Here is a 25,336-nt window from a genome sequence, read left to right on the forward strand (position 1 = left end):
GCGAGGATTGCTCCTCACCCTTGGGTGTTGAATACCTGCCGCAAGCTTACGCTGGTGCGGTCACGGTAGGCGAAACGCCCGAACCGCCGTCGCCAGGTGGCTGCTTGCGGATGGTCACGCCTGGTTTAGGCGGACGCGGCTCAAGGCCGGCCATGATGTCGTTGATCTGGTCCGCGTCGATGGTTTCCCAGTCGAGCAGCGCCTTGGTCATGACTTCGACTTTTTCGCGGTTGTCTTCCAGCAGTTGGCGAGCCAGTGCATATTGCTGGTCGAGGATGTTGCGGATTTCCGCATCAACCTTTTGCTGGGTCGCTTCCGAGATGGTCTTGTTGCTGCCACCCATGAAGCCGTCGTTCTGCTCATCTTCGTACACCATCACGCCCAAGGAATCGGACATGCCGAACTTGGTGACCATCGAGCGGGCCAGCTTGGTGGCGCGCTGGAAGTCGTTGGAGGCGCCGGTGGACATCTGGCCGACGAAAATCTCTTCCGCGATACGGCCGCCGAACAGGATGGAAATTTCTTCCAGCATCTTGTCCTTGTAGCCCGAGATGCGGTCGTGTTCCGGCAGCTGCCAGGTCAGGCCCAGGGCCCAACCACGCGGCATGATGGTTACCTTGTGGACCGGATCGGCCTTTGGCAGCAGCTTGGCGACCACGGCGTGACCCGACTCGTGGTAAGCGGTGTTGCGACGTTCTTCCTCGCGGATGACCATCGACTTGCGCTCGGGACCCATGAAGATCTTGTCCTTGGCATCTTCGAAGTCGGCCATATCGACCAGGCGCTTGGCGCGGCGGGCAGCAAACAGCGCAGCCTCGTTGACCAGGTTGGCCAGGTCGGCGCCCGAGAAGCCAGGCGTACCACGGGCCAGGATGTCGGCCTTGACGTCGGTGCCGATAGGCACTTTACGCATGTGCACGTTGAGGATCTGTTCGCGGCCACGGATGTCCGGCAAACCGACCGACACTTGACGGTCGAAACGACCTGGACGCAGCAGCGCTTTATCGAGAACGTCGGCGCGGTTGGTTGCGGCAATCACGATCACGCCGGATTGCGCTTCGAAACCGTCCATCTCGACCAGCAACTGGTTCAGCGTCTGTTCGCGTTCGTCGTTACCGCCGCCCATGCCGGCGCCACGGTGACGGCCGACCGCGTCGATCTCGTCGATGAAGATGATGCACGGCGAGTGCTTCTTGGCGTTCTCGAACATGTCACGGACACGCGATGCACCGACGCCGACAAACATTTCAACGAAGTCGGAACCAGAGATCGAGAAGAACGGCACTTTGGCTTCACCGGCAATCGCACGGGCCAGCAGGGTTTTACCGGTACCTGGAGGACCGACCATCAGCACGCCGCGTGGAATGCGGCCGCCGAGTTTCTGGAATTTGCTCGGGTCGCGCAGGAAATCGACGATTTCGCTGACTTCTTCCTTGGCTTCGTCGCAACCGGCAACGTCGGCAAAGGTGACCGAGTTATTGGAGTCGTCCAGCATGCGCGCCTTCGACTTGCCGAAGGAGAATGCGCCACCCTTGCCGCCGCCCTGCATCTGGCGCATGAAGAAAATCCACACGCCGATCAGCAACAGCATCGGGAACCACGAGACGAAGATTTGCTGCAGGAAGCCTGGCTCTTCCGGCGGACGGATGTCGAACTTGACGCCGTTGTCGCGCAGGTCGCCAATCAGGCCACGATCGAGCAGGGATGCAGTGGTGCGCACCTTGGTGTCGTCGCTCTTGACGGCAGTGATGCTGGTGCCTTCAATGACAACTTCCTTGATGTTCTTGGCTTTTACCGCATCGAGCAGTTCGGAGTATGGAATAGGTCGGGCGCCAGCTGCAACGCCATGGCTATCGAACTGCTTGTACAGCATGAGCAGGAGCAGTACGACGACTACCCAAATGGCTGACTTGGAAAACATGTTATTCACGAAAACTCCTTGGATGCAGGGCGCATCTCTTAACCTATAGCTAGAAACCCGATTTTACTCGCAATAAGCAGGCGGTGCCAGAAGCCCACTCCTCTACCGGGCGCAAACCCGGCCAAGCTCACATTATTTGATCAAAATTGCTGGTCGATCAAGATAAAAATGCTTCGCCTTGGCCGATATGCGGCCTGCTGCACGAATATCAAGGGTAAATCAGTCAACTTCGGGGCGAATCGGCGCGAAATCGTCGAGTTCGTACGGTACTGCGGACGCCATGCTGTCGGTCGGGTTTTTCAGGCCGCGGCCGAGCAGGAAAATTTCGGACGATTTGTCGCGGCTGGCCTTCGGTTTTTTTTGCGTCACAGTTTTAAATTCCTTACGGAATTTCAGCACGATGTCGTTAAAACCCATGTCTTTAAAACATTTGACCAGCAAGGCGCCCGAGGGTTTCATGTGGGCCTGCGAAAATTCGATGGCCAGGTCGATCAGGTGCTCCATGCGGGCGGCGTCGCTGTCGGCGATGCCGGACAGGTTGGGCGCCATGTCGGACAACACCAGGTCCACTTTCTGGCCTTGCAGCACGTCCTCCATTTTTTGCAACACTTCCGGCTCGCGGAAGTCGCCCTGGATGAAGTGGAAATCGGCCACCGGCGCCATCGGCAGGATATCGAGCCCGATCAGGGTGCCGTTGACACCGCCGCCGTCCTTGCCCGCGAGCTTGCGGCGCGTGTATTGCGCCCAGCTGCCAGGGGTACAACCGAGGTCCACGATGACCTGTCCCGGTTTGATCAGTTTTTCTTCCTCGTCGATCTCTTTCAGCTTGAAAGCCGCACGGGCGCGATAGCCCTCCTTCTGGGCCAATTTCACGTACGGATCATTAATGTGGTCGTGAATCCAGTTTTTGTTTAATTTGTTCTTTGCCATTCGCGTAGAATACTGCCTTTAAGAGAACTACCAGAAATTAATTATGATTAAACTTACCCCCGTTGAGCGCAGTGCCCTGCGCGCCGAAGCTCACGCGCTCAAGCCCATCGTCCTGATCGGCGAAGCGGGACTGACCGCCAACGTCCTCAAGGAAATTTCCCTGGGCCTCGATTCGCACGGCCTGATAAAGGTGCGCGTGTTCGGCGACGACCGTGAAGCGCGCGTTGCCATGTACGACACTATCTGCCAGGAACTCGAAGCAGCACCGGTGCAACACATCGGCAAGCTGTTCGTGCTCTACCGTCCAAAAGTGGAAACCACCAAGGAACGCTCCACGTCCGGCAAGGGCCTGCGCGAAGTGACCATCGTCAAGCCTAGCCCGAGCGGCACCAAGCGTCCATCGGTGACCAAGGTATTGCTTAAAGGGAATGAGCGAGTGACCCAGGGCGGCAACATCAAACGCGCCAAGCCACAGCAGAAGTCCAGCAAGAAAAGCGCGCTCGGTTCGAAGTAAGCTGCGCCAACGTATCGTCGCTCCCGCGCAGGCGGCAGCGACGGTGCAAGTTATTGTTTTACCACCAGCCACGCAGCCAGCAGGCTTTGTACCAGGAAGATGCTGCTGGAAATGCCGTGCAGGATGCCGAATTCGTTCTTGGCAGCCGACTCCATTACCCCTCCCGGACCAGCACTCGCGCGCAACGCGGCCATCATTGGCTGCAGGCCGAAGTGCGACACCAGCGTACACGCCAGCATCACCACCACGATGATCATCACCGTGCGGCGGCCCTTGGCCGCCATATTCACGGCCGGACCGGCAAAGATGCCTTCGGTACCGGGCCTGGTCGCCCACAACAGCAGCAGCATCAACACGCCGCAAGCGATCGACACCCAGGCCTGGGTGTTGAACAGGCTGCCGGCGATGGTGCCGGCCAGCACGCGGTCAGGCACGGTGGCAAACAGCGTGGGCGCGGCGATGTAGCCGACGCCCCACAGGCTGCCGGCCCACAGCGTGGCAACCAGCAAACGGGTACGGGCTAATAGCATCAGACGTAACGCACTTCCAGAATTTCGTATTCGCGCGGGCCGGACGGCGCCTGCACTTCCACCACATCGCCGGCGGACTTGCCGATCAGCGCGCGGGCAATCGGCGAGGTCACCGATACTTTGCTCAGTTTGAGATCGGCTTCGTCGAGGCCGACGATCTGGTACGTGACCTTGGCGCCGGACTCGAGATCTTCCAGATCCACGGTCGCGGCAAACACCACGCGGCCATCGGCTTCGAGCGTGGTAGGGTCGATGATCTGCGCGGCACTCAACTTGCCTTCGAGTTCGGCAATACGGCCTTCCACAAACGCCTGGCGCTCCTTGGCGGCATCGTACTCGGCGTTTTCGGACAGGTCGCCGTGCGAGCGCGCTTCGGCAATCGCGTCGATCACGATACGGCGTTCTTTGGTCTTCAACTGGTGCAGCTCTTCCCGCAGGAGGTTTGCGCCGAATATGGTAAGTGGAACTGAAGTCATATCTGTTTACTCTGTTTTTACAATGGAAAACCACAGAGGCCACGCCAACTGCAGCGTGAGCTCTGTGGTTAATTGGATCCTGCGCCGGGGGCTTGGAAAACCGTAGCGAGCGACCCGATGTCGTCTTGAGTAGCGGAAGCGTACGCAGGTACGCTGAGCAACGGAGAGGCGATAGCGGGACGCGCAGTAGGTTTTACTGCCACCGAAGGTTTAGTGTAAAGCCTTATGCAGTCCTTGTAAATCGTACACTTGCAATTCGTCGAGATGACGGATGCCTTCCACTGCCGCTTCGGCGCCGGCGATGGTCGTGTACGTGGTCACGCGCGAGGCCAGCGACGACGTGCGGATCGCGCGCGAGTCGTTGATGGCGCTGCGTTTTTCTTCCACCGTATTAATCACCAGCACGATCTCGTGGTTCTTGATCATGTCGACGATGTGCGGACGGCCTTCGGCCACCTTGTTGACAGCAATGACCGGGATGCCAGCCGTGGAGATCACGGCAGCGGTGCCCTTGGTTGCCACCAGCGAGAAGCCGGCATCGACCAGGTCGCGCGCCACCTTGACGGCGCGCGGCTTGTCCGACGATTTCACCGACAGGAACACCTTGCCCGACTTCGGCAACTTGACGCCGGCGCCCAGCTGCGACTTGACGAACGCTTCGCCGAAGGTGCGGCCCACGCCCATCACTTCGCCGGTCGATTTCATCTCTGGTCCCAGGATGGTATCGACGCCAGGGAACTTCACGAACGGGAACACGGCTTCCTTGACGCTGTAGTATGGCGGCACCACTTCTTCAGTGATGCCTTGCGCTGCCAGGGTCTGGCCGACCATGCAACGGGCGGCGATCTTGGCCAGTTGCAGGCCGGTCGCTTTCGACACGAACGGTACCGTGCGCGAAGCGCGCGGATTCACTTCCAGCACGTACACCACGTCCTGCTGTACGCCGTCCACGTCCTGCTTCTGGATCGCGAACTGCACGTTCATCAGGCCGACCACGTTGAGGCCCTTGGCCATCAGCGCGGTCTGGCGTTTCAGTTCGTCGATGGTCTCTTGCGCCAGCGAGTACGGCGGCAGCGAGCAGGCCGAATCGCCCGAGTGCACGCCAGCCTGTTCGATGTGTTCCATCACGCCGCCGATGAAGGTGGTTTCGCCGTCGCTGATGCAATCGACGTCGCACTCGATGGCGTCGTTCAGGAAGCGGTCGAGCAGCACCGGCGAATCGTGCGAGACCTTGACCGCTTCGCGCATGTAGCGCTCGAGGTCACGCTGCTCGTGGACGATTTCCATGGCGCGGCCGCCCAGCACGTACGATGGACGCACGACCAGCGGGTAGCCGATTTCCTGCGCCAGCGCCAGGGCATCGGCTTCGGTACGGGCGGTACGGTTAGGCGGCTGGCGCAGGTTCAGCTTGTGCAGCAGTTGCTGGAAACGCTCGCGGTCTTCGGCGGCGTCGATCATGTCCGGCGAGGTGCCGACGATCGGCACGCCGTTCGCTTCGAGGTCCAGCGCCAGTTTCAACGGGGTCTGGCCGCCGTACTGGACGATCACGCCCACCGGCTTTTCCAGCTCGACGATTTCCAGCACGTCTTCCAGCGTCAGCGATTCGAAATACAGGCGGTCGGACGTGTCGTAGTCGGTCGAGACGGTTTCAGGGTTGCAGTTGACCATGATGGTCTCGTAGCCGTCTTCGCGCATCGCCAGCGCCGCGTGCACGCAGCAGTAGTCGAACTCGATACCCTGGCCGATACGGTTCGGGCCACCGCCCAGCACCATGATCTTTTTCTTGTCGGTCGGGGCGGACTCGCACTCTTCGTCGTACGTCGAGTACATGTACGCGGTGTTGGTCGCGAATTCTGCGGCGCAGGTGTCCACGCGCTTGTACACTGGACGGATCGCCAGTTCGTGGCGACGGGTGCGCACGGCCTTGGCATCGGTTTGCAGCAGGAAGGCCAGGCGGCGGTCCGAGAAGCCTTTTTGCTTGAGCTTGTACAGCGTGGGCTTGTCCAGCAGGTCGAGCTTTTGCGTGTCGAGCCACAGCTCGATGTCCACGATCTCTTTAATCTGGATCAGGAACCATGGATCGATCCTGGTCAGCGCGTGCACTTCTTCCAGCGTGAAGCCCTGGGCGAAGGCATCGCCCACGTACCAGATACGCTCGGGACCTGGCTCGCCCAGTTCCTCTTCGATCTTCTCGCGGTCCTTGGTTTTTTCGTTCAGACCATCGACGCCCACTTCCAGGCCGCGCAAGGCTTTCTGGAACGATTCCTGGAAGGTGCGGCCGATCGCCATCACTTCGCCGACCGATTTCATTTGCGTGGTCAGGTGATGGTCGGCGGTCGGGAATTTCTCGAACGTGAAGCGCGGGATCTTGGTGACCACGTAGTCGATCGATGGCTCGAACGATGCTGGCGTGGCGCCGCCGGTGATCTCGTTGCGCAGCTCGTCCAGGGTAAAGCCCACGGCCAGCTTGGCCGCGACTTTCGCGATCGGGAAGCCGGTCGCTTTCGAGGCCAGGGCCGACGAACGCGACACGCGCGGGTTCATTTCGATGACGATCATGCGGCCGTCGGCCGGGTTGATCGAGAACTGCACGTTGGAGCCGCCGGTATCAACACCGATCTCACGCAACACTGCCAGCGAGGCGTTGCGCATGATCTGGTATTCCTTGTCGGTCAGCGTTTGCGCTGGCGCCACGGTGATCGAGTCGCCGGTGTGCACGCCCATCGGGTCCAGGTTCTCGATCGAGCAGATGATGATGCAGTTGTCCGCCTTGTCGCGCACCACTTCCATCTCGTACTCTTTCCAGCCCAGCAGCGATTCTTCAATCAGCAGCTCGTTGGTTGGCGACGCTTCCAGGCCGCGTTTGCAGATCGCTTCGAATTCTTCTTCGTTGTACGCGATACCGCCGCCGCTGCCGCCCATGGTGAACGATGGACGGATGATGGTCGGGAAGCCGACGTCGCGCTGCACCGCCCACGCTTCGTCGAGCGAGTGCGCCACGCCGGAACGGGCCGAGCCCAGGCCGATCTTGGTCATCGCATCCTTGAACTTGGAGCGGTCTTCGGCCTTGTCGATGGCTTCCGGCGTGGCGCCGATCAGCTCGACCTTGTACTTGTCGAGGATGCCGTGGCGATGCAGGTCCAGTGCGCAGTTCAGCGCAGTCTGGCCGCCCATGGTTGGCAGGATCGCGTCCGGCTTTTCCTTGGCGATGATTTTTTCGACGACTTGCCAGGTGATCGGCTCGATGTACGTGACATCGGCCATTTCCGGGTCGGTCATGATGGTCGCAGGATTGCTGTTGACCAGGATGACTTTGTAACCCTCTTCGCGCAGGGCCTTGCAGGCCTGGGCGCCGGAATAATCGAACTCGCAGGCCTGGCCGATAATGATCGGACCAGCGCCAATAATCAAAATACTTTTAATGTCAGAACGTTTAGGCATCTTATTTTTTCTCCGTAGCTTCCATCAGGCCGATGAAGCGGTCAAACAGGTAAGCGACGTCAGTCGGGCCAGGCGATGCTTCAGGGTGACCCTGGAAGCAGAATGCCGGCGTATCGGTACGTTCAAAGCCCTGCAGCGAGCCGTCGAACAGCGACACGTGGGTTACGCGGCAGTTGGCTGGCAGGGTGTCGGGATCGACTGCGAAGCCGTGGTTCTGGGACGTGATCAGCACTTGCTTGCTGTCGAGGTCCTGTACCGGGTGGTTGGCGCCGTGGTGGCCGAATTTCATTTTCAGGGTGGTTGCACCCGAGGCCAGGCCCATGATCTGGTGACCGAGGCAGATGCCGAACAGCGGGATCTTCTTGGCCATGAATTCACGGGCGGCAGCGATCGCGTAGTCGCATGGCTGCGGGTCGCCAGGGCCGTTCGACAGGAACACGCCGTCCGGGTTCAGCGCCAGCACATCGGCAGCGGACGTTTGCGCCGGCACCACGGTGACCTTGCAGCCGCGCGCGGTGAGCATGCGCAGGATGTTGCGCTTGACGCCGAAGTCGTAGGCGACCACGTGGAATTTCTGGTCGGCGGCAGCCAACTGGCCGTAGCCTTCACCGAGAGTCCATTCGGTTTCAACGGTTTCGTACGACTTGGTGACCGAAACCACCTTGGCCAGGTCCATGCCCGACAGGCCGGGGAACGAACGGGCCAGGTCCAGCGCTTGCGACGTCGATGGCTCGTTGCCTTGCGTGCCGACCAGGATGGCGCCGGATTGGGCGCCCTTTTCGCGCAGGATGCGGGTCAGCTTGCGGGTGTCGATACCGGAGATGGCAACGATGTTCTCGGCCTTCAGGTACTCGGCCAGCGACTGGGTGGAGCGGAAGTTCGAGGCCAGCAGCGGCAGGTCACGGATGATCAGGCCGGCGGCGTGGACTTTGGACGACTCGACGTCTTCGGGGTTGATGCCGTAGTTGCCGATGTGCGGGTAAGTGAGGGTGACGATCTGGCGGCTGTAGGAAGGATCGGTGAGGATCTCCTGGTAACCGGTCATGGACGTATTGAAAACGACTTCCCCGGTCGTATGACCGGCAGCGCCGATCGAAAAACCTTTGAAGATGGTTCCATCAGCGAGGGCCAGTATGGCTGGAACGGTGGAGCCAGAAAAAAATGGCGGCAAGGGCAACTCCTGATAAAGTTACCGTAGCTGCGCCACGTCAGACGACCGTCGTTGTGCCCGCGTGGTGATGTGCGGGTAGAAGGTCAATTGATGATGGAGTGAGTGGTAGTCGCTACGGTAGGGTGTGATTGGCTAAACCTTTGAATTATAACCAGTTCCCCACCGTTTGACAAGGCAGGCCGCCCGAATTGGCGGCCCTTGATTCGACAGCAACGTTACACGACTGCGGCGATCCCCGCCTTGGCAATCTGCGCGTCCTCGGTCGATTTCACGCCCGACACGCCCACTGCGCCCACCACGTGACCATCGACGATGATCGGCACGCCACCTTCGAGCATGCCATCGGCCTGCGGCGACGGTGCGGTCAGGAACGCGGTGCGGCCACCGTTGATGATGTCTTCGTAAATCTTCGATTCGCGGCGGCCCAGCGCGGCCACGCGCGCTTTCGACGGGGCGATGTGCGAGGACAGCGCGTTGGCGCCATCATTGCGCTGCAACCACAGCAAGTGGCCGCCGTCATCGACGATGGCGATCGCCACGGCCCAGTTGTTGGCGAGGGCTTCCGCTTCGGCGGCGGCAGCGATTTTCTTGACGTCGGCAAGCGACAGGTATGGTTTGGTTTGCATGACACTCCTATGGATAAATCGTTTTTAAGGGCGGCGCTTGGCCTCAATCTTTTGCTTGATCTGGGCCATCACCTGGGCGGCAGCCTGCTCGCCCGCCAGGATGGCCTGGTTGCGGCTATTAAAATCGTTGCCGGCCATCTTGCCCAGGCTCGGGGTGATGACGATGTCGGCGTCCTTCAATTCGTACTGGTTGATGCGCTGGCCCATGATGCTAAACGTCTGCATGATCACATCGACCGAGCTGACGGTGGCCTGCACGTCGGCCTGGGTGGAGATGTTGACGGCGATGACGAAGTCGGCGCCCATGTCGCGCGCGAATTTTACGGGCACCGGCGCCACCAGGCCGCCATCGACATAGGTGCGGCCGTTGATGGTCACCGGCTGGAACACGCCGGGTACCGACGACGAGGCCCGCACCGCCATGCCGGTATTACCACGCTGGAACAGGATCGGCTGGCCGTTTTTCAGGTCCGCCGCCACTGCGCCGAACGGAATCTTCAGTTTTTCCATCGGCAAGTTGCCCACCGCCTTGTTCACATACGCCTGCAGCGCCTCGCCTTTTAATACGCCGGTGCTCTTGCCGAACAGCGGCATGGCCCAGTCGGAAATCGCCGCTTCGTCCATGTCGAACGCCAGTCTTTGCAGCTGGAAGCCGGTATTGCCCGCCGCGTACAGGGCGCCGACCACGCTGCCGGCGCTGGTGCCGACCACCACGTCCGGGTAGATGCCTTGCGCTTCGAGCGCCTTGATCACGCCGATGTGGGCAAAGCCGCGCGCGGCGCCGCCGCCCAGGGCCAGGCCGATCTTGATTTTCTTCGGTTCGGGCGCCGCAATTGGCGTAATCGGTGCAGGGGTCTCGATCACCGGTGTGGTTTTACAGCCGCTGAGGGCGGCAACGGCGAGCGTGATGGATAAAAGGGCAAGACGGCGTGAAGACATGAATGGTCGCATGAAAAATGGGCGCAGCACATTCTAACGCAAGCACCCCCATCACCGCCAAACGCGCAGCGATTTGAGCGTCCGCGCGCCCGCAAGCGCCGGACTATGGCCGATAATCTGCGCTTCCCGGCCATTGCCGTCGCCAAGGTCTGCCATGCAGCGCATTCTCGCCATCGCCCTCCTCCTCTTTAGTTCCCTGACCGCGCCGGTCGCCGGCGCCGCGCCACAGGCGCAGCCACAGCCAGATGCCGGCATGGTGCTCGACCTGGCCGGCCAGTGGCGCTTCGCGCTCGACCGCCAGGATACCGGCGTGCAGCAGCAATGGTTCAAGCAAGACTTGCAAGACCGGATCGCCCTGCCCGGCATCCTGCAGGCGCAAGGCTATGGCGACGACATCGGCACCGGCACGCCGTGGGTGCTGTCACTGTACGACAAACAGTGGCAGCTGCGCGAGGACTACAAGACCCACACCACGCCCGGCCAGGTCAAGGTGCCGTTCCTGTCACAGCCGCCTAAGCATTACCTGGGCGCCGCGTGGTACCAACGCGATATCGACATTCCGGTCGTAGCCGGCAGCCGAGGCGATGTGCCCAAGGGCTGGCGCGGCCAGCGCGTGGTGCTGCACCTGGAGCGGCCGCGCTGGGGCTCCACCGTGTGGGTCGATGACCGCCAGGTGGGCAGTAATCTGAGCCTGGTGGCGGAGCATGAATACGACCTGGGCCTGCTGGCGCCGGGCCGCCATCGCATCTCGATCCGGGTGGACAACCGCATGCTGATGGCGTACCGGCCTGACGCCCACTCGGTATCCGATTCGCTGGGCATGAGCTGGAACGGCATCATCGGCAAACTGGAACTGCGCGCGACGTCCCCGGTATGGATCGACGACGCCCAGGTATACCCGAACGTGCAAGACCGCACAGCCCTGGTGAAGATCAAGATCGGCAACGCGGGCGGGCGCGCCGGCAGCGGCGCCATCACCGCCAACGGCGTGCGCCATCCGGTGCGCTGGAATGAGAGCGGCGGCGGCGCCGAGTTCACCGTCAAGTTTGCAGCCAACGCGCAGACCTGGGACGAATTCCACCCGGTGCTGCACGACTTGCGCCTGCAACTGCAAGGGCCGAATGCCGCCCACACGAAGAACGTACGCTTCGGCTTCGCCCAGATTGCCGCCGTCGGCAAGGACTTCGTGCTCAACGGCCGCACCATCTTCCTGCGCGGCACCCACCATGGCGGCGACTTCCCGCTCACCGGCTATCCGCCCACCGACCTCGCCTACTGGCGAAAGATCATCCAGATCAACAAGGACTGGGGGATCAATCATATCCGCTTCCACTCGTTCTGCCCGCCCGAGGCGGCGTTCCAGGCCGCCGATGAACTGGGCGTCTATTTGCAACCGGAACCGGGCATGTGGAACGACGTCTCGCCCGGCACGGCCATGGAAGCGATGCTGTACGAAGAAACCGACCGCATGATCCGCGCCTACGGCAACCACCCATCGTTCCTGCTGCTCAGCCCCAGCAACGAACCGAAAGGCAAGTGGAAAGAAGCATTCGACAAGTGGATCGCCCACTATCGCCAGGCCGACCCGCGCCGGCTGTACACCAACGGCACCGGCCACACCGAAAAGCAGGTGCCGGGACTGGCCGAGGGTACCGACTACCTGGCCATGCAGCGCATCGGCCCCAAGCCGCTGCGCGGCGAACGTGGCTGGTTCGGGCGCGACTACGGCGCCTCGCTCGAGGGTGTCAACGTGCCGGTCGTGTCGCACGAGACCGGGCAATGGGTGGCCTACCCCGACTACGATATCGTCGATAAATTTACCGGCTACCTGCGGCCGGGGAACTACGAGATCTTCCGCGACTCGCTGGCGCGCCACGGCATGGCCGCGCGCAACAAGGATTTTGCCTGGGCCTCGGGCAAATTCCAGGTGCAGGCCTACAAGGAAGAAATCGAAGCGAACCTGCGCACGCCGGGCCTGGGCGGCTATCAATTGCTGGACCTGCACGACTACCTGGGCCAGGGCACGGCGCTGGTCGGCGTGCTCGATACCTTCTGGGAACCGAAAGGCTATGTGACGGCGCCCGAGTTCCGCCGTTTTAACGGAGAGACTGTGCCGCTGGCGCGCCTGTCCAAGCGCGTGTACACCACGACCGACAGCTTGACCGTACCGGTGGAAGTCGCGCACTTCGGCGCCGCCCCGCTAGTCGATGCGCAACCGCGTTGGCAACTGCTGGACGACGCCGGCCAGGTAGCGGCCAGCGGCGCCTTCGCGCGCCAGACCATCGCCATCGGCAAGAACATCGCGCTGGGCACGATCGAACTGCCACTGCGCGACCTGGCGGCGCCGCGGACTTACCGCCTTGAAGTGACGATCGATGGTGCGGTGAATGGCACACCCGCCGGCGCACCACGCGTTGCGGGGCAAAATGACTGGCGCATCTGGGTATATCCGGCAGCAGCCACCAACAAGGCCGAGCCAGCCGATGTGCTGGTCACGCGCAGCTGGAACGCGGCCGAAGCGCGCCTGGCGCAAGGTGGCAAGGTGTTGTACCTGCCGCTGGCGGCGGACCTGGACTGGAGCGGCCCTCCGCTCGACAGCGTGCCGGTGTTCTGGAACCGCCTGATGAACCCGGCCTGGAGCCGCACGCTGGGCGTTGCGATCGACAACCGTCACCCGGCGCTGGCGCACTTCCCCACCGACCGGTTCAACGACTGGCAATGGACGGAACTGATCAAGGGCGCGCGCACCATCAATCTCGATAAATTGCCGGCCGCGTTGCAACCGATCGTCCAGCCGGTCGATGACTGGAACCGCAACTACAAACTGGGTTTATTGGTGGAAGCAAAGGTCGGCAACGGCCGCCTGATGATTGCCAGCGCCGACCTGGTTTCGAACCTGGACCAACGCATCGTCGCGCGCCAGCTGCGCAAGTCGGTGCTCGACTACATGGCGTCGAGCCGCTTCGAGCCGCAAGTGGCCGTCAGCGCCTTTGAGGTGCGGCTGGCGCTGTTCGATACGCTGGTGATGAAAAAGCTTGGTGCGCAGGCGGCGGGAGACAACAACCCCGCTTACGCCATCGACGGCGATCCGAACACGTTCTGGAGCGCTGGCGACCAGAAGGCGCAGCGCATGCCGCAAGCGCTGACCATCACCCTGGCGAGGCCGGCGTCATTTTCCGGGCTGGTGCTGATGCCGCGCCAGAACCACCGCGACCACGAGGGCGATGTGCGCGAATACCTGGTCGAGACCAGCGACGACGGCGCGCACTGGCAGGAGCTGCAACGCGGCGCGCTGGTCTCGACCTACGACCAGCAGCGCATCGCCTTCGGCCGCAACGTGACGGCGCGCCAGCTGCGCTTCACCGCCCTGTCGGGCTTTGGCGCCGACAACACGGCGGCATTGGCCGAACTGGCGCTGGTGTACATGGGTGCGCCACTGCCGGAAAACAGCGGCGCGGTCGATTACAAGCGGGTACAGTCGGCGTCGAGCGATATCGATGAAAATATCGGGCCGGCGGAGCCGAAAAAGCCGGCGAAATAGCGAGTGCCGTCAAGCTGAGCGCTCCTTGGCTGTCGTACCGTATGGCGGTCCGCCGCGGAGGTGGGTACGCGAGTTGTGTGCAATTCGTTGAAATGTGCGCCGAATTGGATCGCCGCTTGCGCGATGGTCCGCCGATGCACAACGACGTTTTCAGACCGCCGAACCCCGGCAACGGATCTGGGTGCAGTGTGCTACGGCGCGCCGATCCCGCACTCTTCCAGGGTAAGCTCCAGCAACGGGAAATGCCCGGTCTCCACCTTGAAGAACTCCGCCTGCGGGAAGATCACGCTCCACACCGCCTGGTCCTGCTGCGCATCGATCATCGGATCATGCGCACCGAACAGCACTGTCACCGGGCCACCGAAGGCGCTGGCCACGGGGCGGCGATCGATCGCTGAAAAATCGTCCGAGGTTGCTACCGATGTCGGACCGTCAAAGGCGCCCGGTTGCTCGATCAGTTCCGCGAACGAGCGCGCCGCCGCCTCGCCGCCGTTGGGGCCGAAGTACAGCGCTGTCACATCGGGCAACAACGACAGCGCGCCAAACACGTCCCAGAAACGGGGCCGGCCCGGATCGTCCTCGTAGGCCGCCAGCGCGATCGCCAGCTGGCCCGCGCACGGGTGGTCGGTGTGCACGCGGAACGCGCGCCGGGCCAGGCGCAACGCGGCCTGTTCCGGGTCGAAAGTTGGGGCCAGCAGCACGATACGGTCAATCAGCTCCGGCGCATGGCGCGCCAGGTGCACGGCCAGGTGGGCGCCGAACGAGCTGGCCGCCAGCGTGACCGGGGCGCCGCGTTCGGCCGCCACCCGGCGCAATTCGTCCAGCGCGGACGCCTGCAAGTCCAGGAACGGCCGCGCCGCGCAGGGCTTGGCCAGCGGCTGGCGCCACCAGTGGACGTGGGTGGCATCGGGATAGCGGGCAAGTTCGAACACGGGGCCCAGGCCCGGACCGCCATGCAGATAAAGGACTGAAGGTGCCGACATAATTTCTCCTGAAGAAGGTGAATATTATAGTCGGCGCCACCGTGTGCCGAAGCCTGCATTACGACTGGGTTCACTTGCAGATCTTAAGCGTTGCTTAGAGTGCGATGAAATATGGCGATGGAGGAAATTTAAAGTTTTCTGCCCGGACAAGTATGGCGCACGTCGGCTGAACCTGCGAAACTGTGAAACTGGGCGTCCGGCCAAAGCGCTCTCGGCACCTCCTGTATTGGCCCCTTTCCAGTTTGAGGAGCATGACATGAATTCGTTTGTGGACACCATCTCGCCCGTAGCCAAAGAGCATATCGCAGCAAGAATCGCGTACGTCAACGACGTGGCGCTGGCCGTGGTTCACTCCGCCCGGCAACTGGCAGAAGCCAATCTGCAATTCGGTCGCGACTGGTTGCAACAGTCCAGCAATGCCTGGCAACAAGCCGTGTTCACGCCCGCTGCCGAGCGCAGCGAAGTGGCGGCCCCCACGGCAGAGGCCGTCGCCCAGACTTTGCATGCGTACCAGCGGCACGTGGCGCAAATCGCCAGCGACTTCCAGACCTCGATCACCGACGTGATGCGCCAACACGTGCCGCAAACCACGCGCACGGCCACGGCGCTGGCCGAGGTGGTGTCGCAAAAAGCCGCGGCCGAAACCGACCAGCAATGGCGCATCAACCAGACCGCCAGCCGGGACCTGATCGACCAGGCCAGCCGCTTTGCCCAGGTCGCCACGCAAAACCGCGCCATGCAGGAACCGGCATCCATGCAAAGCGCGGAAGATAGCGGCAACAAGAACTAGCCGGAATTTATGACCCTCCCGCTCCGCCCACTGCCGCATACACCTGGCCAGTGGCATAGCTCGACTCGTTAGAGGCCAGCAATACATACACGGCAGCCAGTTCGGCCGGCTGGCCGGGGCGTTTCAGCGGCGAGTCGGCGCCGAACTCGGGCAGCTTTTCCGGCGGCTGGCCGCCCGTGACCTGGAGCGGAGTCCAGAATGGCCCGGGCGCTACCGCATTGACGCGGATGCCTTGCGGAGCGAGCTGCTTGGCCAATCCCTTGCTGAAATTCATGATCGCCGCCTTGGTGGACGCGTAGTCGAGCAGGTTTTCGCTCGGGTCGTACGCCTGCACCGAGGTGGTGTTGATGATGGTCGCGCCGGGTTTAAGCAGCGGCACCGCTGCCTTGGCCACCCAGAACGTCGCATACACATTGGTTTTGTAGGTCTCGTCGAACTCGGCGGTGGTGAGGTCGAGAATGGACTTGCGCGAAAACTGGCGCGCGGCATTGTTGACCACGATATCGAGCCCCCCAAGGTCGCGCGCGGCGTCCGCCACCAGGCGGCGGCAAAACGCTTCGTCTTTGAGGTCGCCCGGGATCAGCACGGCCTTGCGGCCGGCGGCGCGGATCAGGTCGGCTACCTCGCGCGCATCGGCTTCCTCGGCCGGCAGGTAGTTGATCGCCACGTCGGCGCCCTCGCGCGCGTAGGCAATGGCGGCAGCACGGCCGATGCCGGAGTCGCCCCCTGTGATCAGCGCCTTGCGCCCCTTGAGGCGGCCACTACCCTTGTAGGTAGTCTCACCATGGTCAGGGCGCGGGTTCATCTTGCCGCTGAGGCCCGGCCACGGTTGCTGTTGCGTCGCGAATGGCGGTTGCTTGTAGGCAGTGCGTGGATCGAGCAGCGGCACATCAGGTGCGGATGCCGGCGTGCCTTTGCTGACCTGGTCCGCAGCCGTAGCTGCCGAGACGGGAACGATGGCAGCGCCCAGCAGGCCGGTAGCGAGGCCGCCGACCATGGCCCGGCGCGATGCGTTGGGATTTTCGGGTTGCATGCTTGCCTTTCAGTGAGAACAGTGAAGTAACCCATCATTCCAAGTTCTCACCGTGCGCACCGTGCGGCACTGCACTAACCCCTACAGGAAGCGCTCGGGAATCCCGGCCACGAACGGGTACAGCGGGAAGTAAGGTTTCGATTCTTCCAGCACGCGGCGCACCGACGGGCGCAGCACCAGCCGCTCGAAATACGACTGCAGGTTGGTGTATTCCTCGGGGAACGGCAACAGCGTGGCGGCGTAGAACAGTGCCGGCGCCGCTGCGCAGTCGGCCAGGCTGAAGTGCTCGCCGCTCATCCACGAGCGGCTGGCCATGCGCTTCTCGATCATCTTGTAGGCGGTCTTGAGCTTGGTGCGCTCCTTGGTACGGTCGCACTGCATGCCGGTCAGGTGTCCGGTAACGATGGTCTGCACCGGCACCTGCACGTAATTGTCGAAGAACCGGTCCCACAGGCGCACGTCGAGCGCGGCGTCCCAGTCGGCCGGGATCATCGGCTGCGGGCCGGGAAAGTGGCGGTCCAGGTACTCGATGATGATCGAGGTTTCCGGGATGTCGCGCATCCGTTCGTGGTCGCGGATCACCGGAAATTTACATATCGGCCACATGGCCGTGAGCTCGGCGCGGTCAGCGTCCTCGCCCACGTTGATGACGCGCTTGTCGAACTCCGTGCCGTTTTCGTATAGCGCGATCAGCACCTTGTGGCAAAACGACGCCAGCGGATGGTAATACAGGGTCAGTGCAGGCGCCGCGGACTCGGTTGCGGACTCGGGGGCGGACTGTCTTGCAGGGGTGTCAGGCATGGCGGCTCCAGGGGGCGCGGCATCGGCAGGCGATACCATTGAATTCGCCAAATGATACTTCACCTGCGGTGTCGGCGTCTGGCGCGGTTTGTGACACACTGCCACCCGTCCCAGCCGGCACGTCCAGATGCCAGCAGACTCCGAACCACTCTTTCCAGGAAATCATCATGCGTTTCAGCCTCAAGTTAGCCCCCCTGTTCGTCTCCCTGTGCGCTGTCGGCGCCGCCGGCCATGCCGCTGCCCAGACCGCTCCGGAAGGTACACTGGTCGGCATCGGCATCGGCTATGTACCCGAATACGCCGGCGCCGACGACAACCACCTGGTGGGCGCCCCCATCCTCGACCACAGCTTCGGCAACGGCTTCTTTGCCAGCACCCGGCGCGGCCTCGGTTACCAGACTGCTGCCGGCGGCTTCGGTCTCTCGGCCGCGCTCGGCTATGGCGGCAAGCGCGACGAGCACAAGCGCAACTTCGGCGCCGGTTCCGATGACCTGCGCGGCATGGGCAAAGTCCATGGCGGCGCGCTGGCCCTGCTGACGGCTACCTACCAGGTCGGCACCATCGGCCTGTCGCTGAGCACCGCCCAGGCCCTGTCCAGGCGCGACAACGGCAGCACCTACACCATCGGCGCGTCCACACCGTTCTATACCAGCACCACCGACCAGTTGTCGTTCAACGCCTCCGCCGTCTATGGCGACAACAAGCATGCGCAAACCTACTACGGCGTCACCGCCACCCAGAGCGCGCGCTCGGGCTACGGCAGCTACCGCGCCGAACGCGGGTTCGAAAACATCAACGTCGGCGTCAACTGGAACCACGCGATCGACGCACGCTGGTCGGTCACCAGCGCCGCCGGCTTGACCCGCATGGTCGGAGATGCGGCCGACAGCCCGCTGACCAAGCGCAAAACCACGCCGATGGTCACGACCGGCCTGGTCTACAAGTTCTAGGCAATCGCGGTGAATGGCGTGGGCGACTATCGTAGTTGAAAGTCAATGTTTACCAAAAGCATTACTTTCGTGCTAACCTGCCGTTGGTCTTCCTGTCATTCACCAAGGAGTTGTCATGTCGCGCATCGAAGGTTCGGCTTCGTTCAAGATCCAGGGCCCTGTCACTTCTGTCGGCCAGCTGGTCGAGCAGAAGAAAATGGTGGCATTCAAGCTGCCCGAGCACTTGCAGGCCGAGCTGGCCCTGCACGACCAGCAGGTGGCAGCGCGCCAGCAGGCCAACCAGGCGGCGGCCGCCGCCAACCCTGACCGGGTGTTCGCCCAGATCGTCAAGAATGGCCAGGTCGTCGCCATGGTGTACGACAGCGGCAGTGCCTACATCCAGCAGAACGTGCCGGGTCTGAAACTGACGGAAGACTTTGCCGGCCAGAGCCTGGCCGACCGCCGCTTGGCCGAGCTGATGCGCGCCGTACCCGGCACAGTGATTTACGATAATTTCCTGCCGCTGCCGGGCCAGACCAGCGCCAATGACATCACATCGTCGTCCAAGGTGGACCAGTCGCTGTTACCGAAGGTGACTGCACGCGGCCTGAGCGACATGGTAGACGAGATCAACGCCGCCCGCGACGCGGCGATGCTTGCGGCGGGCATTACCCAGAAGAAGGCCGGCTGATTCTGTTGCGTCCGGTAAATTCGATTGACACCGTGCACCCCATAATCTAGGCTCGAAAAGGCAGGCGCGTCGTCCTGCGTCACGCTCACGATTTTCAGGGAACACGGTGTCAGATTCATTACCAGCTCGCGCATTACCCAACGCCGTTGTCGGACTGGTCGGCACCGCCACCGTCCTGGCCCTGTTGTATTTCGGCCGCGACGTGCTGATCCCGATCACCCTCGCCTTCATCCTGAGCTTTTTGATCGCACCATTCGTGCGGGCCTTGCGCCGCGTGGGGCTGGGGCCGACCGCCTCGGTGCTCACCGGCGTGGCCGTGGTAGCGGCCGTGGTGCTGATGGCCGGCGCGGTCATCGTCACCCAGGTCACGCGCCTGGGCGCCAGCCTGCCGCAGTACCAGGACACCATCGCCACCAAGCTCGAAGTGCTCAACGAGATCACGCGCGGCACCATCGGCAGCATCGGCGGCCCGGCCGGGCAACTGATCGAGCACCTGACCCAGAACTCAACCGATGAATTCGGCAAAGCGCCAAAGCCGCGCCTGGCCAGCGATGGCACCACGCCGGTGCTGGTGGAAATCCACGAGCCGGACTTGAAGCCCCTGCAAATCCTCTCCAGGGTGGTGGCCTCGGTGTGGCCGCCGCTGGAGACGGCCGGCATCGTCTTCATCGTGCTGATCTTCGTCCTGCTCGAACATGAATCGCTGCGCGACCGCTTCATCCGGCTGGCCGGCGGCGAGGACTTGCGCGCCACCACGGTCGCGGTCAACGATGCCGGTGAGCGGCTGTCGCGCTTTTTCATCTCGCAATTCGCAGTCAATGCCAGCACCGGGCTGGTGATCTGGATCGGGCTGTCGATCATCGGCCTGTCGCAGGCGCTGCTGTGGGCGGCGATGACCGCCGTGCTGCGCTACGTTCCCTACGTCGGCTTCTGGATCGCGGCGCTGTGCGCCACGCTGCTGGCCGCCGCGATCGACCCGGGCTGGTCGCTGGCACTGATGACATTCGGCATCTTTTTGGTCGTGGACATCGTGGTCGCGCAAACCGTCGAACCCAAGCTGTACGGCCACACGACCGGGCTGTCGCCGCTGTCGGTGGTGGTGGCGGCGATATTCTGGAGCTGGATCTGGGGCCCGGTCGGCCTGGTGCTGTCCACCCCGCTCACCCTGTGCCTGGTGGTGGCCGGCCGGTATATCCGGGCTTTGAAAGTGCTGGAAATCATGTTCGGCGAATTGCCGGCCTTGACCTTGCCGCAGAATTTTTACCAGCGCGCCTTGTCGGGCGACGCCCACGAAATCATTGCGGCAGCGCGGCGCTACATGCGCAAGAAGACGCTGGCCCAGTACTGCGACAGCGTGCTAGTGCCGGCACTGCACTTGGCCAACTTTGACCTGCGCGGCAAGACCATCACGGCCGATGAACAGGCCAAGGTCACCAGCGCCATCATTACCGTGATCGAGACGCTGAGCGACCGCAAGTCGTGGTGGCGCCGCCCCAAGGCACCCAAGGCAGGCAAGGGCAGCTCGGCGCTGGCCGGCATGGGGATCGGGCGCCAGCTGCGTGAACGGCGTATCTCGGCCACCGGCGAATGGCAGGGTTCGTTCGACATCCCGCCCGGCAGCCTGATCCTGAGCGTGGGCCTGGCGACGTCGTACGACGAGCTGGCCACGGAGATCCTGGTGCGCATCATGCGCGACCAGAAACTCGACGCCCGCAGCATGAGCAGCGAAGACATCGACGAGCCGCTACCGCCCGAAGCCACTGCCGAGCTGGTATCCATCGTATGCCTGGTGACGGTCGATCCGGTCAACGATACGCCGCAAATGCGCCAGCTGATGGCCGAGCTGCGGGTGCGCCTGCCGCACGCGAAGCAACTGGCGGTGCTGCTGCCCAGCCCATTCGGCAACCGCGACCTCAAGGACTGCGACTTCCCGCAGGCCGACCACGTGTCCGCTTCGTTCGAGGATGCGCTTAATACTTGCTTGCGGGCCATGCCGCGCAAGACATAGGGCGACGCCCAGGCGCAATTAGCGCTACCATAGACCGCATCATCATTTGAACTGGGATACACGATGGCAAAGACCGACAACGCTGCCGACTACACGGCGCAGTATTCCGACGACGGCTTCTGGGGCAAGGTCAAGGGCTACGCCAAGACGGCGGGCCGCGGCGTGCTGGAGCCGGCACTCAAAATGTATTACTCGGCCACCGACCCGGACACGCCGCGCTGGGCCAAGGCCACCATCTATGGTGCGCTCGGCTATTTCATCTCGCCGCTGGACGGCATACCCGATCTGCTGCCGGTGGTGGGCTATAGCGACGACCTGGGGATTTTATTGGCGGCGCTGGGCGCGGTGGCCGTGTACATCAAGGATGAACACACGGCCAAGGCCCGCGCCACGCTGACGCAGTGGTTTGACTAAGCAGTGGCTTGAGTGAGCAGCAGCTCGGCCTGCTTCGGCACGATCGCGCTCTTGGGCAGGCAGACGATAAAGGTGCTGCCCTTGCCTGCTTCCGACTTGATTTGCAAGGTGCCGCCATGGCGCAGCAGCACGTGTTTGACGATCGCCAGGCCCAGGCCGGTACCCTGGGTTTCGCGCGAACGGCTCTTGTCCACCCGGTAGAAACGCTCGGTCAGGCGCGAGATATGCTCGGGGCTGATGCCGATGCCGGTATCTTCCACCTTGAACTTGATGCCGGCTTCGAACTCGCGCCACACCAGGGCGATCTTGCCGCCAGCCGGCGTGTAGCGCACCGCATTGGAGGCCAGGTTGCCGAAGGCGCTGTGCAATTCCTCGTAGCTGCCCACCACGTCGGGGCCGTCGATCTGCAAGGTGATCTCGTGCTTGCCGGCCGATAAGGCGCGGGCGTCGCTGGCCACCTGCTCCATCAGGCGCCGCACGTCGACGGTTTCAGGCCGCATCGGGTAATCGACCGACTCCAGCCGCGACAAGGTCAGCATGTCCTCGATCAGGTGCTGCATGCGGTGGCCCTGCTCCGTCATCAGTTTCAGGTGGGCGTTGCGGGTGGCCACGTCCAGCCCTTCCGACGCGGCAATTTCCAGGAAACCGACGATCACCGTCAGCGGCGTGCGCAGCTCGTGCGAGGCATTGGCAATGAAGTCGCGCCGCATTTCTTCGATGCGCTCGGTCTCGGTGGCGTCGTGCGTGACCAGGATTTGCCGGCGGTTCTCGAACGGAATGATGTGCACGATGAGTTTGCGCTCGCGGAAGCTGATCGTCAGCGGCTGCTCGTAGCGGCCGAGGATGATGTAATCCATGAAGTCAGGGTTACGCACCAGGTTGGTGACGCGCATGCCCTTGTCGCGCTCGTGCGTGAGGCCCAGGTGCTTCTCGGCGGCCGGGTTGCACCACTCGAGGAACAGCACGTCGTCCATGATCACCACGCCGTCGGGCAGCAGGTGCATGGCCTGGCGGAAGCGCGCCAGCCACTCGGTCAGCTCGGTCTGGTTTTTTTCGTCGTCGCGGCGCATGCGGTACAGGCGCGAGAAGATATTGGTCCAGGCGCCCCAGCCATCGGGCAGCTTGGCGCTTTGCGGGTCGTCCATCCAGTTGCTGAGCTGGTAAAGATAGGACAGCTGCACGAACACCATCACCATCGTCGCCAGCAAGGCCACGACAACACCGGTCATCCAGCCGAACATCCAGCCCAACAACGCGCAGCCCGCTGCAACGAGCGCGGTGCGCAAGGCGGCGGGTACCCAGAACAGCAGTTTTGGATTCATGAGACTAGGTTTTCTCCGACAACATGTAACCGACACTGCGCACGGTCTTGATCAGGTGCTCGGCTTCCTTGAGGGCCTTGCGCAGGCGCAGCACGTGGACGTCCACCGTGCGCTCCTCGATCACCACGTGGTCGCCCCACACCTTGTCGAGCAACTGGCTGCGCGAGAACACGCGCTCCGGGTGGGCCAGCAGGAACTTGAGCAGCTTGTACTCGGCGTGGCCGATGTCGATCTTCTGGTCGTCCATCGACACCGTGCAACTGACCGGGTCGAGCGCGATATTGGCCGCGCGCATGGTCGATTGCGCGTGCTCCGGGCTCTTGCGGCGCAGCAGCGCGCGCGCGCGGGCCAGCAGCTCGCGCGGCGAGAACGGCTTGGTGACGTAGTCGTCGGCGCCGGTGTTCAGGCCCGCCAGCTTGTCCTCTTCCATGCTTTTTGCGGTGAGCATGATGACCGGGATTTCCTGGAAATTGCGGTCGGAACGGATGCGCGCCAGCAGGCGCAAGCCGGTTTGATCCGGCAACATCCAGTCGAGCAAAATCAGCTGCGGGGTGCGGGTCTGGATGAACTCCCAGGCCTCGCCCACGCTTTGCACCGCGCAGCAGTTCCAGCCTGCCTCACGCAGCGAAAAAGTCACCAACTCGACAATCGCCGGTTCATCTTCCACGATCAGTACGGTGGTTTTATCAGATGCCATATGCTTGTTTATGCAGGTTCAATGTTGTCTTCGATAGCAGGCACGGTCTTGGTGTGACGGATGTCCTTGCCTTCCACCACGTAAATCACGTACTCGGCGATGTTCTTGGCATGGTCGCCGATGCGCTCGATGGCCTTGGCCACCCACAGCGTGTCCAGTGCGGCCGAAATCGTGCGCGGATCTTCCATCATGAAGGTAATCAGGTTGCGCATGATCGAACGGAATTCGTGGTCGATCACGGCATCCTGGGCGATCAATTTGAGTGCCTGGACGCCGTCGTTGCGCGCAAACGCGTCAAGCGCGTCGTGCAGCATGTCGCTGGTGTTGTTGGCGATATTGCGCACCATTTCGTAATGGTTGACGGTGGCCGTGCCACGCGAATGCAGTGCCTTGGCGGTGCGGGCGATCTTGGTTGCTTCGTCGCCGATGCGTTCCAGGTCGGTGATCACCTTGATGGTGGCCATGATGGTGCGCAGATCGTTGGCGGCCGGCTGGCGGCGCACGATCAGGTGGCTGCAGGCGTCGTCGAGCGACACTTCGAGCTGGTTGACAGTGTCGTCCTCGCGCATCACGCGGTCGGCGCGTTCCGGGTTGCCGATGCGGAAGCAGGTCATGGCGTCGAGGAACTGGGTCTCGACGATGCCGCCCATTAAGAGCACCTTGGAGCGGATGGCTTCGAGTTCGTTATCGTATTGTTTGGATGAGTGCTCACCGATCATGCTGATTCTCCGTAATGACGTATTATAAGTGTCGATCAGCCGAAGCGGCCGGTGATGTAATCCTGGGTTTCCTTGCGCGCAGGATTCATGAAGATCTGGTCGGTCTCGCCGAACTCCACCAGCTCGCCCAGGTACATATAGGCGGTGTAGTCCGAGCAACGCGCGGCCTGCTGCATGTTGTGGGTAACGATGGCGATCGTGTAGTCTTGCTTGAGTTCGCTGATCAGTTCTTCCACTTTCGAGGTCGAGATCGGATCCAGTGCCGAGGTTGGCTCGTCCAGCAGCAGCACGTCAGGTTTCACCGCCACGCCGCGCGCGATGCACAGGCGCTGTTGCTGGCCGCCCGACAGCGACAGGCCGCTCTTGGTCAGCTTGTCTTTTACTTCGCCCCACAGTGCGGCTTTCTTCAGCGCCCATTCCACGCGCTCGTCCATCTCGCCTTTCGACAGGTCTTCGTACAGGCGCACGCCGAACGCAATGTTGTCGTAGATCGACATCGGGAACGGGGTCGGCTTCTGGAACACCATGCCGATTTTGGCGCGCAGCATGTTCAAGTCCTGGCCGGCGTCGAGGATGTTACGGCCGCGGTACATGATCGAACCTTCGGCGCGCTGGCCAGGGTACAGGTCGTACATACGGTTGAGCGTGCGCAGCAAGGTCGATTTGCCGCAGCCCGACGGGCCGATGAAGGCGGTGACCTGGCGCTCGTGGATGTTGAGGTTGACGTTGGTCAGGCTCTGGGTCTTACCGTAGAAAAAATTCAGGTTCGAGATGCCGATAGTCGTGCGCTTGCCGGCGCCTGCTGGCGCGGTGGTCGTTTCTGGGCTCAGTTGCGTATTCATTATGTGTCGATCGCTTTA

At 62.4% G+C, this 25,336-nt stretch carries 22 protein-coding genes; 7 read left to right on the top strand and 15 right to left on the bottom strand.

Translation table 11 applies throughout. The annotated features are described in order from the left end of the window. Nucleotides 1–46 precede the first annotated feature (46 nt). Nucleotides 47–1,930, bottom strand: a complete 1,884-nt coding sequence (ftsH, locus tag F8197_RS07055; RefSeq protein ID WP_056138553.1) for an ATP-dependent zinc metalloprotease FtsH — start codon at nt 1,928–1,930, stop codon at nt 47–49. A gap of 210 nt (nt 1,931–2,140) precedes the next feature. Next, nucleotides 2,141–2,851: an RlmE family RNA methyltransferase gene (locus F8197_RS07060; RefSeq protein ID WP_152881308.1), complete on the bottom strand. Its 711-nt coding sequence runs from the start codon at nt 2,849–2,851 to the stop codon at nt 2,141–2,143. A gap of 43 nt (nt 2,852–2,894) precedes the next feature. Between F8197_RS07060 and F8197_RS07065 the strand changes: the two genes are divergently transcribed. Further along, nucleotides 2,895–3,365 (top strand): YhbY family RNA-binding protein, encoded by a 471-nt coding sequence (locus F8197_RS07065; RefSeq protein ID WP_019922146.1) that lies wholly within the window; start codon nt 2,895–2,897, stop codon nt 3,363–3,365. A gap of 50 nt (nt 3,366–3,415) precedes the next feature. Here the strand turns inward: F8197_RS07065 and F8197_RS07070 are convergent, their stop codons facing one another. From F8197_RS07070 to F8197_RS07095, 6 genes are all read right to left on the bottom strand, one after another. Then, nucleotides 3,416–3,895 carry a DUF4149 domain-containing protein gene (locus F8197_RS07070; RefSeq protein WP_026637343.1) on the bottom strand — a complete coding sequence of 160 codons (480 nt, stop codon included), beginning with the start codon at nt 3,893–3,895 and terminating at the stop codon, nt 3,416–3,418. Beyond that, nucleotides 3,895–4,371 (bottom strand): transcription elongation factor GreA, encoded by a 477-nt coding sequence (greA, locus tag F8197_RS07075; RefSeq protein ID WP_026637342.1) that lies wholly within the window; start codon nt 4,369–4,371, stop codon nt 3,895–3,897. Before greA ends, F8197_RS07070 begins: the two co-directional genes overlap by 1 nt. A gap of 210 nt (nt 4,372–4,581) precedes the next feature. Then, on the bottom strand, nt 4,582–7,812 hold the full coding sequence (carB, locus tag F8197_RS07080) for a carbamoyl-phosphate synthase large subunit (protein WP_152881310.1): 3,231 nt from the start codon (nt 7,810–7,812) through the stop codon (nt 4,582–4,584). Between the two features lies 1 nt (nt 7,813). Next, nucleotides 7,814–8,983: a glutamine-hydrolyzing carbamoyl-phosphate synthase small subunit gene (gene carA / locus F8197_RS07085; RefSeq protein WP_056138558.1), complete on the bottom strand. Its 1,170-nt coding sequence runs from the start codon at nt 8,981–8,983 to the stop codon at nt 7,814–7,816. Nucleotides 8,984–9,198: 215 nt separating this feature from the next. Then, entirely contained in the window at nt 9,199–9,609 is a 411-nt protein-coding gene (locus F8197_RS07090; protein ID WP_019922141.1) for a heme-binding protein, read from the bottom strand. A 24-nt stretch (nt 9,610–9,633) separates the two neighbouring features. Then, a complete protein-coding gene (locus tag F8197_RS07095; RefSeq protein WP_152881311.1) occupies nt 9,634–10,548 on the bottom strand; it encodes a patatin-like phospholipase family protein in 915 nt (304 codons plus the stop codon). Between the two features lie 154 nt (nt 10,549–10,702). Between F8197_RS07095 and F8197_RS07100 the strand changes: the two genes are divergently transcribed. Then, the gene (locus F8197_RS07100; protein WP_152881313.1) at nt 10,703–14,089 is read left to right on the top strand and encodes a discoidin domain-containing protein; all 3,387 of its coding nucleotides are present in this window, start codon (nt 10,703–10,705) and stop codon (nt 14,087–14,089) included. Between the two features lie 191 nt (nt 14,090–14,280). Here F8197_RS07100 and F8197_RS07105 read toward each other — a convergent pair whose 3' ends face one another. Further along, nucleotides 14,281–15,072 (bottom strand): alpha/beta fold hydrolase, encoded by a 792-nt coding sequence (locus tag F8197_RS07105; protein WP_227012140.1) that lies wholly within the window; start codon nt 15,070–15,072, stop codon nt 14,281–14,283. Between the two features lie 256 nt (nt 15,073–15,328). Here F8197_RS07105 and F8197_RS07110 point away from each other — a divergent pair, with 256 nt between their 5' ends. Next, nucleotides 15,329–15,862 (top strand): phasin family protein, encoded by a 534-nt coding sequence (locus F8197_RS07110; protein WP_152881315.1) that lies wholly within the window; start codon nt 15,329–15,331, stop codon nt 15,860–15,862. A gap of 7 nt (nt 15,863–15,869) precedes the next feature. Here F8197_RS07110 and F8197_RS07115 read toward each other — a convergent pair whose 3' ends face one another. Then, nucleotides 15,870–16,895 carry an SDR family oxidoreductase gene (locus tag F8197_RS07115; RefSeq protein ID WP_227012141.1) on the bottom strand — a complete coding sequence of 342 codons (1,026 nt, stop codon included), beginning with the start codon at nt 16,893–16,895 and terminating at the stop codon, nt 15,870–15,872. Between the two features lie 81 nt (nt 16,896–16,976). Continuing rightward, the gene (locus F8197_RS07120; RefSeq protein WP_152881317.1) at nt 16,977–17,696 is read right to left on the bottom strand and encodes a glutathione S-transferase family protein; all 720 of its coding nucleotides are present in this window, start codon (nt 17,694–17,696) and stop codon (nt 16,977–16,979) included. 167 nt (nt 17,697–17,863) lie between these two features. On the opposite strand from F8197_RS07120, the gene F8197_RS07125 reads away from it, so the two are divergent. The 4 genes from F8197_RS07125 to F8197_RS07140 all read left to right on the top strand — a co-directional run bounded on the left by F8197_RS07125 (nt 17,864) and on the right by F8197_RS07140 (nt 21,738). After that, nucleotides 17,864–18,646: a MipA/OmpV family protein gene (locus F8197_RS07125; RefSeq protein WP_152881319.1), complete on the top strand. Its 783-nt coding sequence runs from the start codon at nt 17,864–17,866 to the stop codon at nt 18,644–18,646. Nucleotides 18,647–18,761: 115 nt separating this feature from the next. Then, complete coding sequence (locus F8197_RS07130; protein ID WP_152881320.1) at nt 18,762–19,316, top strand: hypothetical protein; 555 nt, start codon at nt 18,762–18,764, stop codon at nt 19,314–19,316. A gap of 106 nt (nt 19,317–19,422) precedes the next feature. Further along, nucleotides 19,423–21,324 (top strand): AI-2E family transporter, encoded by a 1,902-nt coding sequence (locus F8197_RS07135; RefSeq protein WP_373996810.1) that lies wholly within the window; start codon nt 19,423–19,425, stop codon nt 21,322–21,324. 63 nt (nt 21,325–21,387) lie between these two features. Next, entirely contained in the window at nt 21,388–21,738 is a 351-nt protein-coding gene (locus tag F8197_RS07140; RefSeq protein ID WP_152881322.1) for a YkvA family protein, read from the top strand. Here the strand turns inward: F8197_RS07140 and phoR are convergent. The 4 genes from phoR to pstB are packed head-to-tail and all read right to left on the bottom strand — an operon-like array spanning nt 21,735 to nt 25,318. Then, nucleotides 21,735–23,060, bottom strand: coding sequence for a phosphate regulon sensor histidine kinase PhoR (phoR, locus tag F8197_RS07145; protein WP_152881324.1), 1,326 nt, complete (start codon nt 23,058–23,060; stop codon nt 21,735–21,737). The genes F8197_RS07140 and phoR overlap by 4 nt on opposite strands. A 4-nt stretch (nt 23,061–23,064) precedes the next feature. Further along, the gene (gene phoB / locus F8197_RS07150; RefSeq protein ID WP_019922128.1) at nt 23,065–23,757 is read right to left on the bottom strand and encodes a phosphate regulon transcriptional regulator PhoB; all 693 of its coding nucleotides are present in this window, start codon (nt 23,755–23,757) and stop codon (nt 23,065–23,067) included. 8 nt (nt 23,758–23,765) lie between these two features. Next, nucleotides 23,766–24,476: a phosphate signaling complex protein PhoU gene (phoU, locus tag F8197_RS07155; RefSeq protein WP_056138580.1), complete on the bottom strand. Its 711-nt coding sequence runs from the start codon at nt 24,474–24,476 to the stop codon at nt 23,766–23,768. Between the two features lie 35 nt (nt 24,477–24,511). Then, a complete protein-coding gene (gene pstB / locus F8197_RS07160; protein ID WP_056138582.1) occupies nt 24,512–25,318 on the bottom strand; it encodes a phosphate ABC transporter ATP-binding protein PstB in 807 nt (268 codons plus the stop codon). Nucleotides 25,319–25,336: the final 18 nt, after the last annotated feature.

The sequence above is a fragment of the Duganella sp. FT27W genome, assembly GCF_009295655.1.
Taxonomy (GTDB): domain Bacteria; phylum Pseudomonadota; class Gammaproteobacteria; order Burkholderiales; family Burkholderiaceae_D; genus Rugamonas; species Rugamonas zoogloeoides.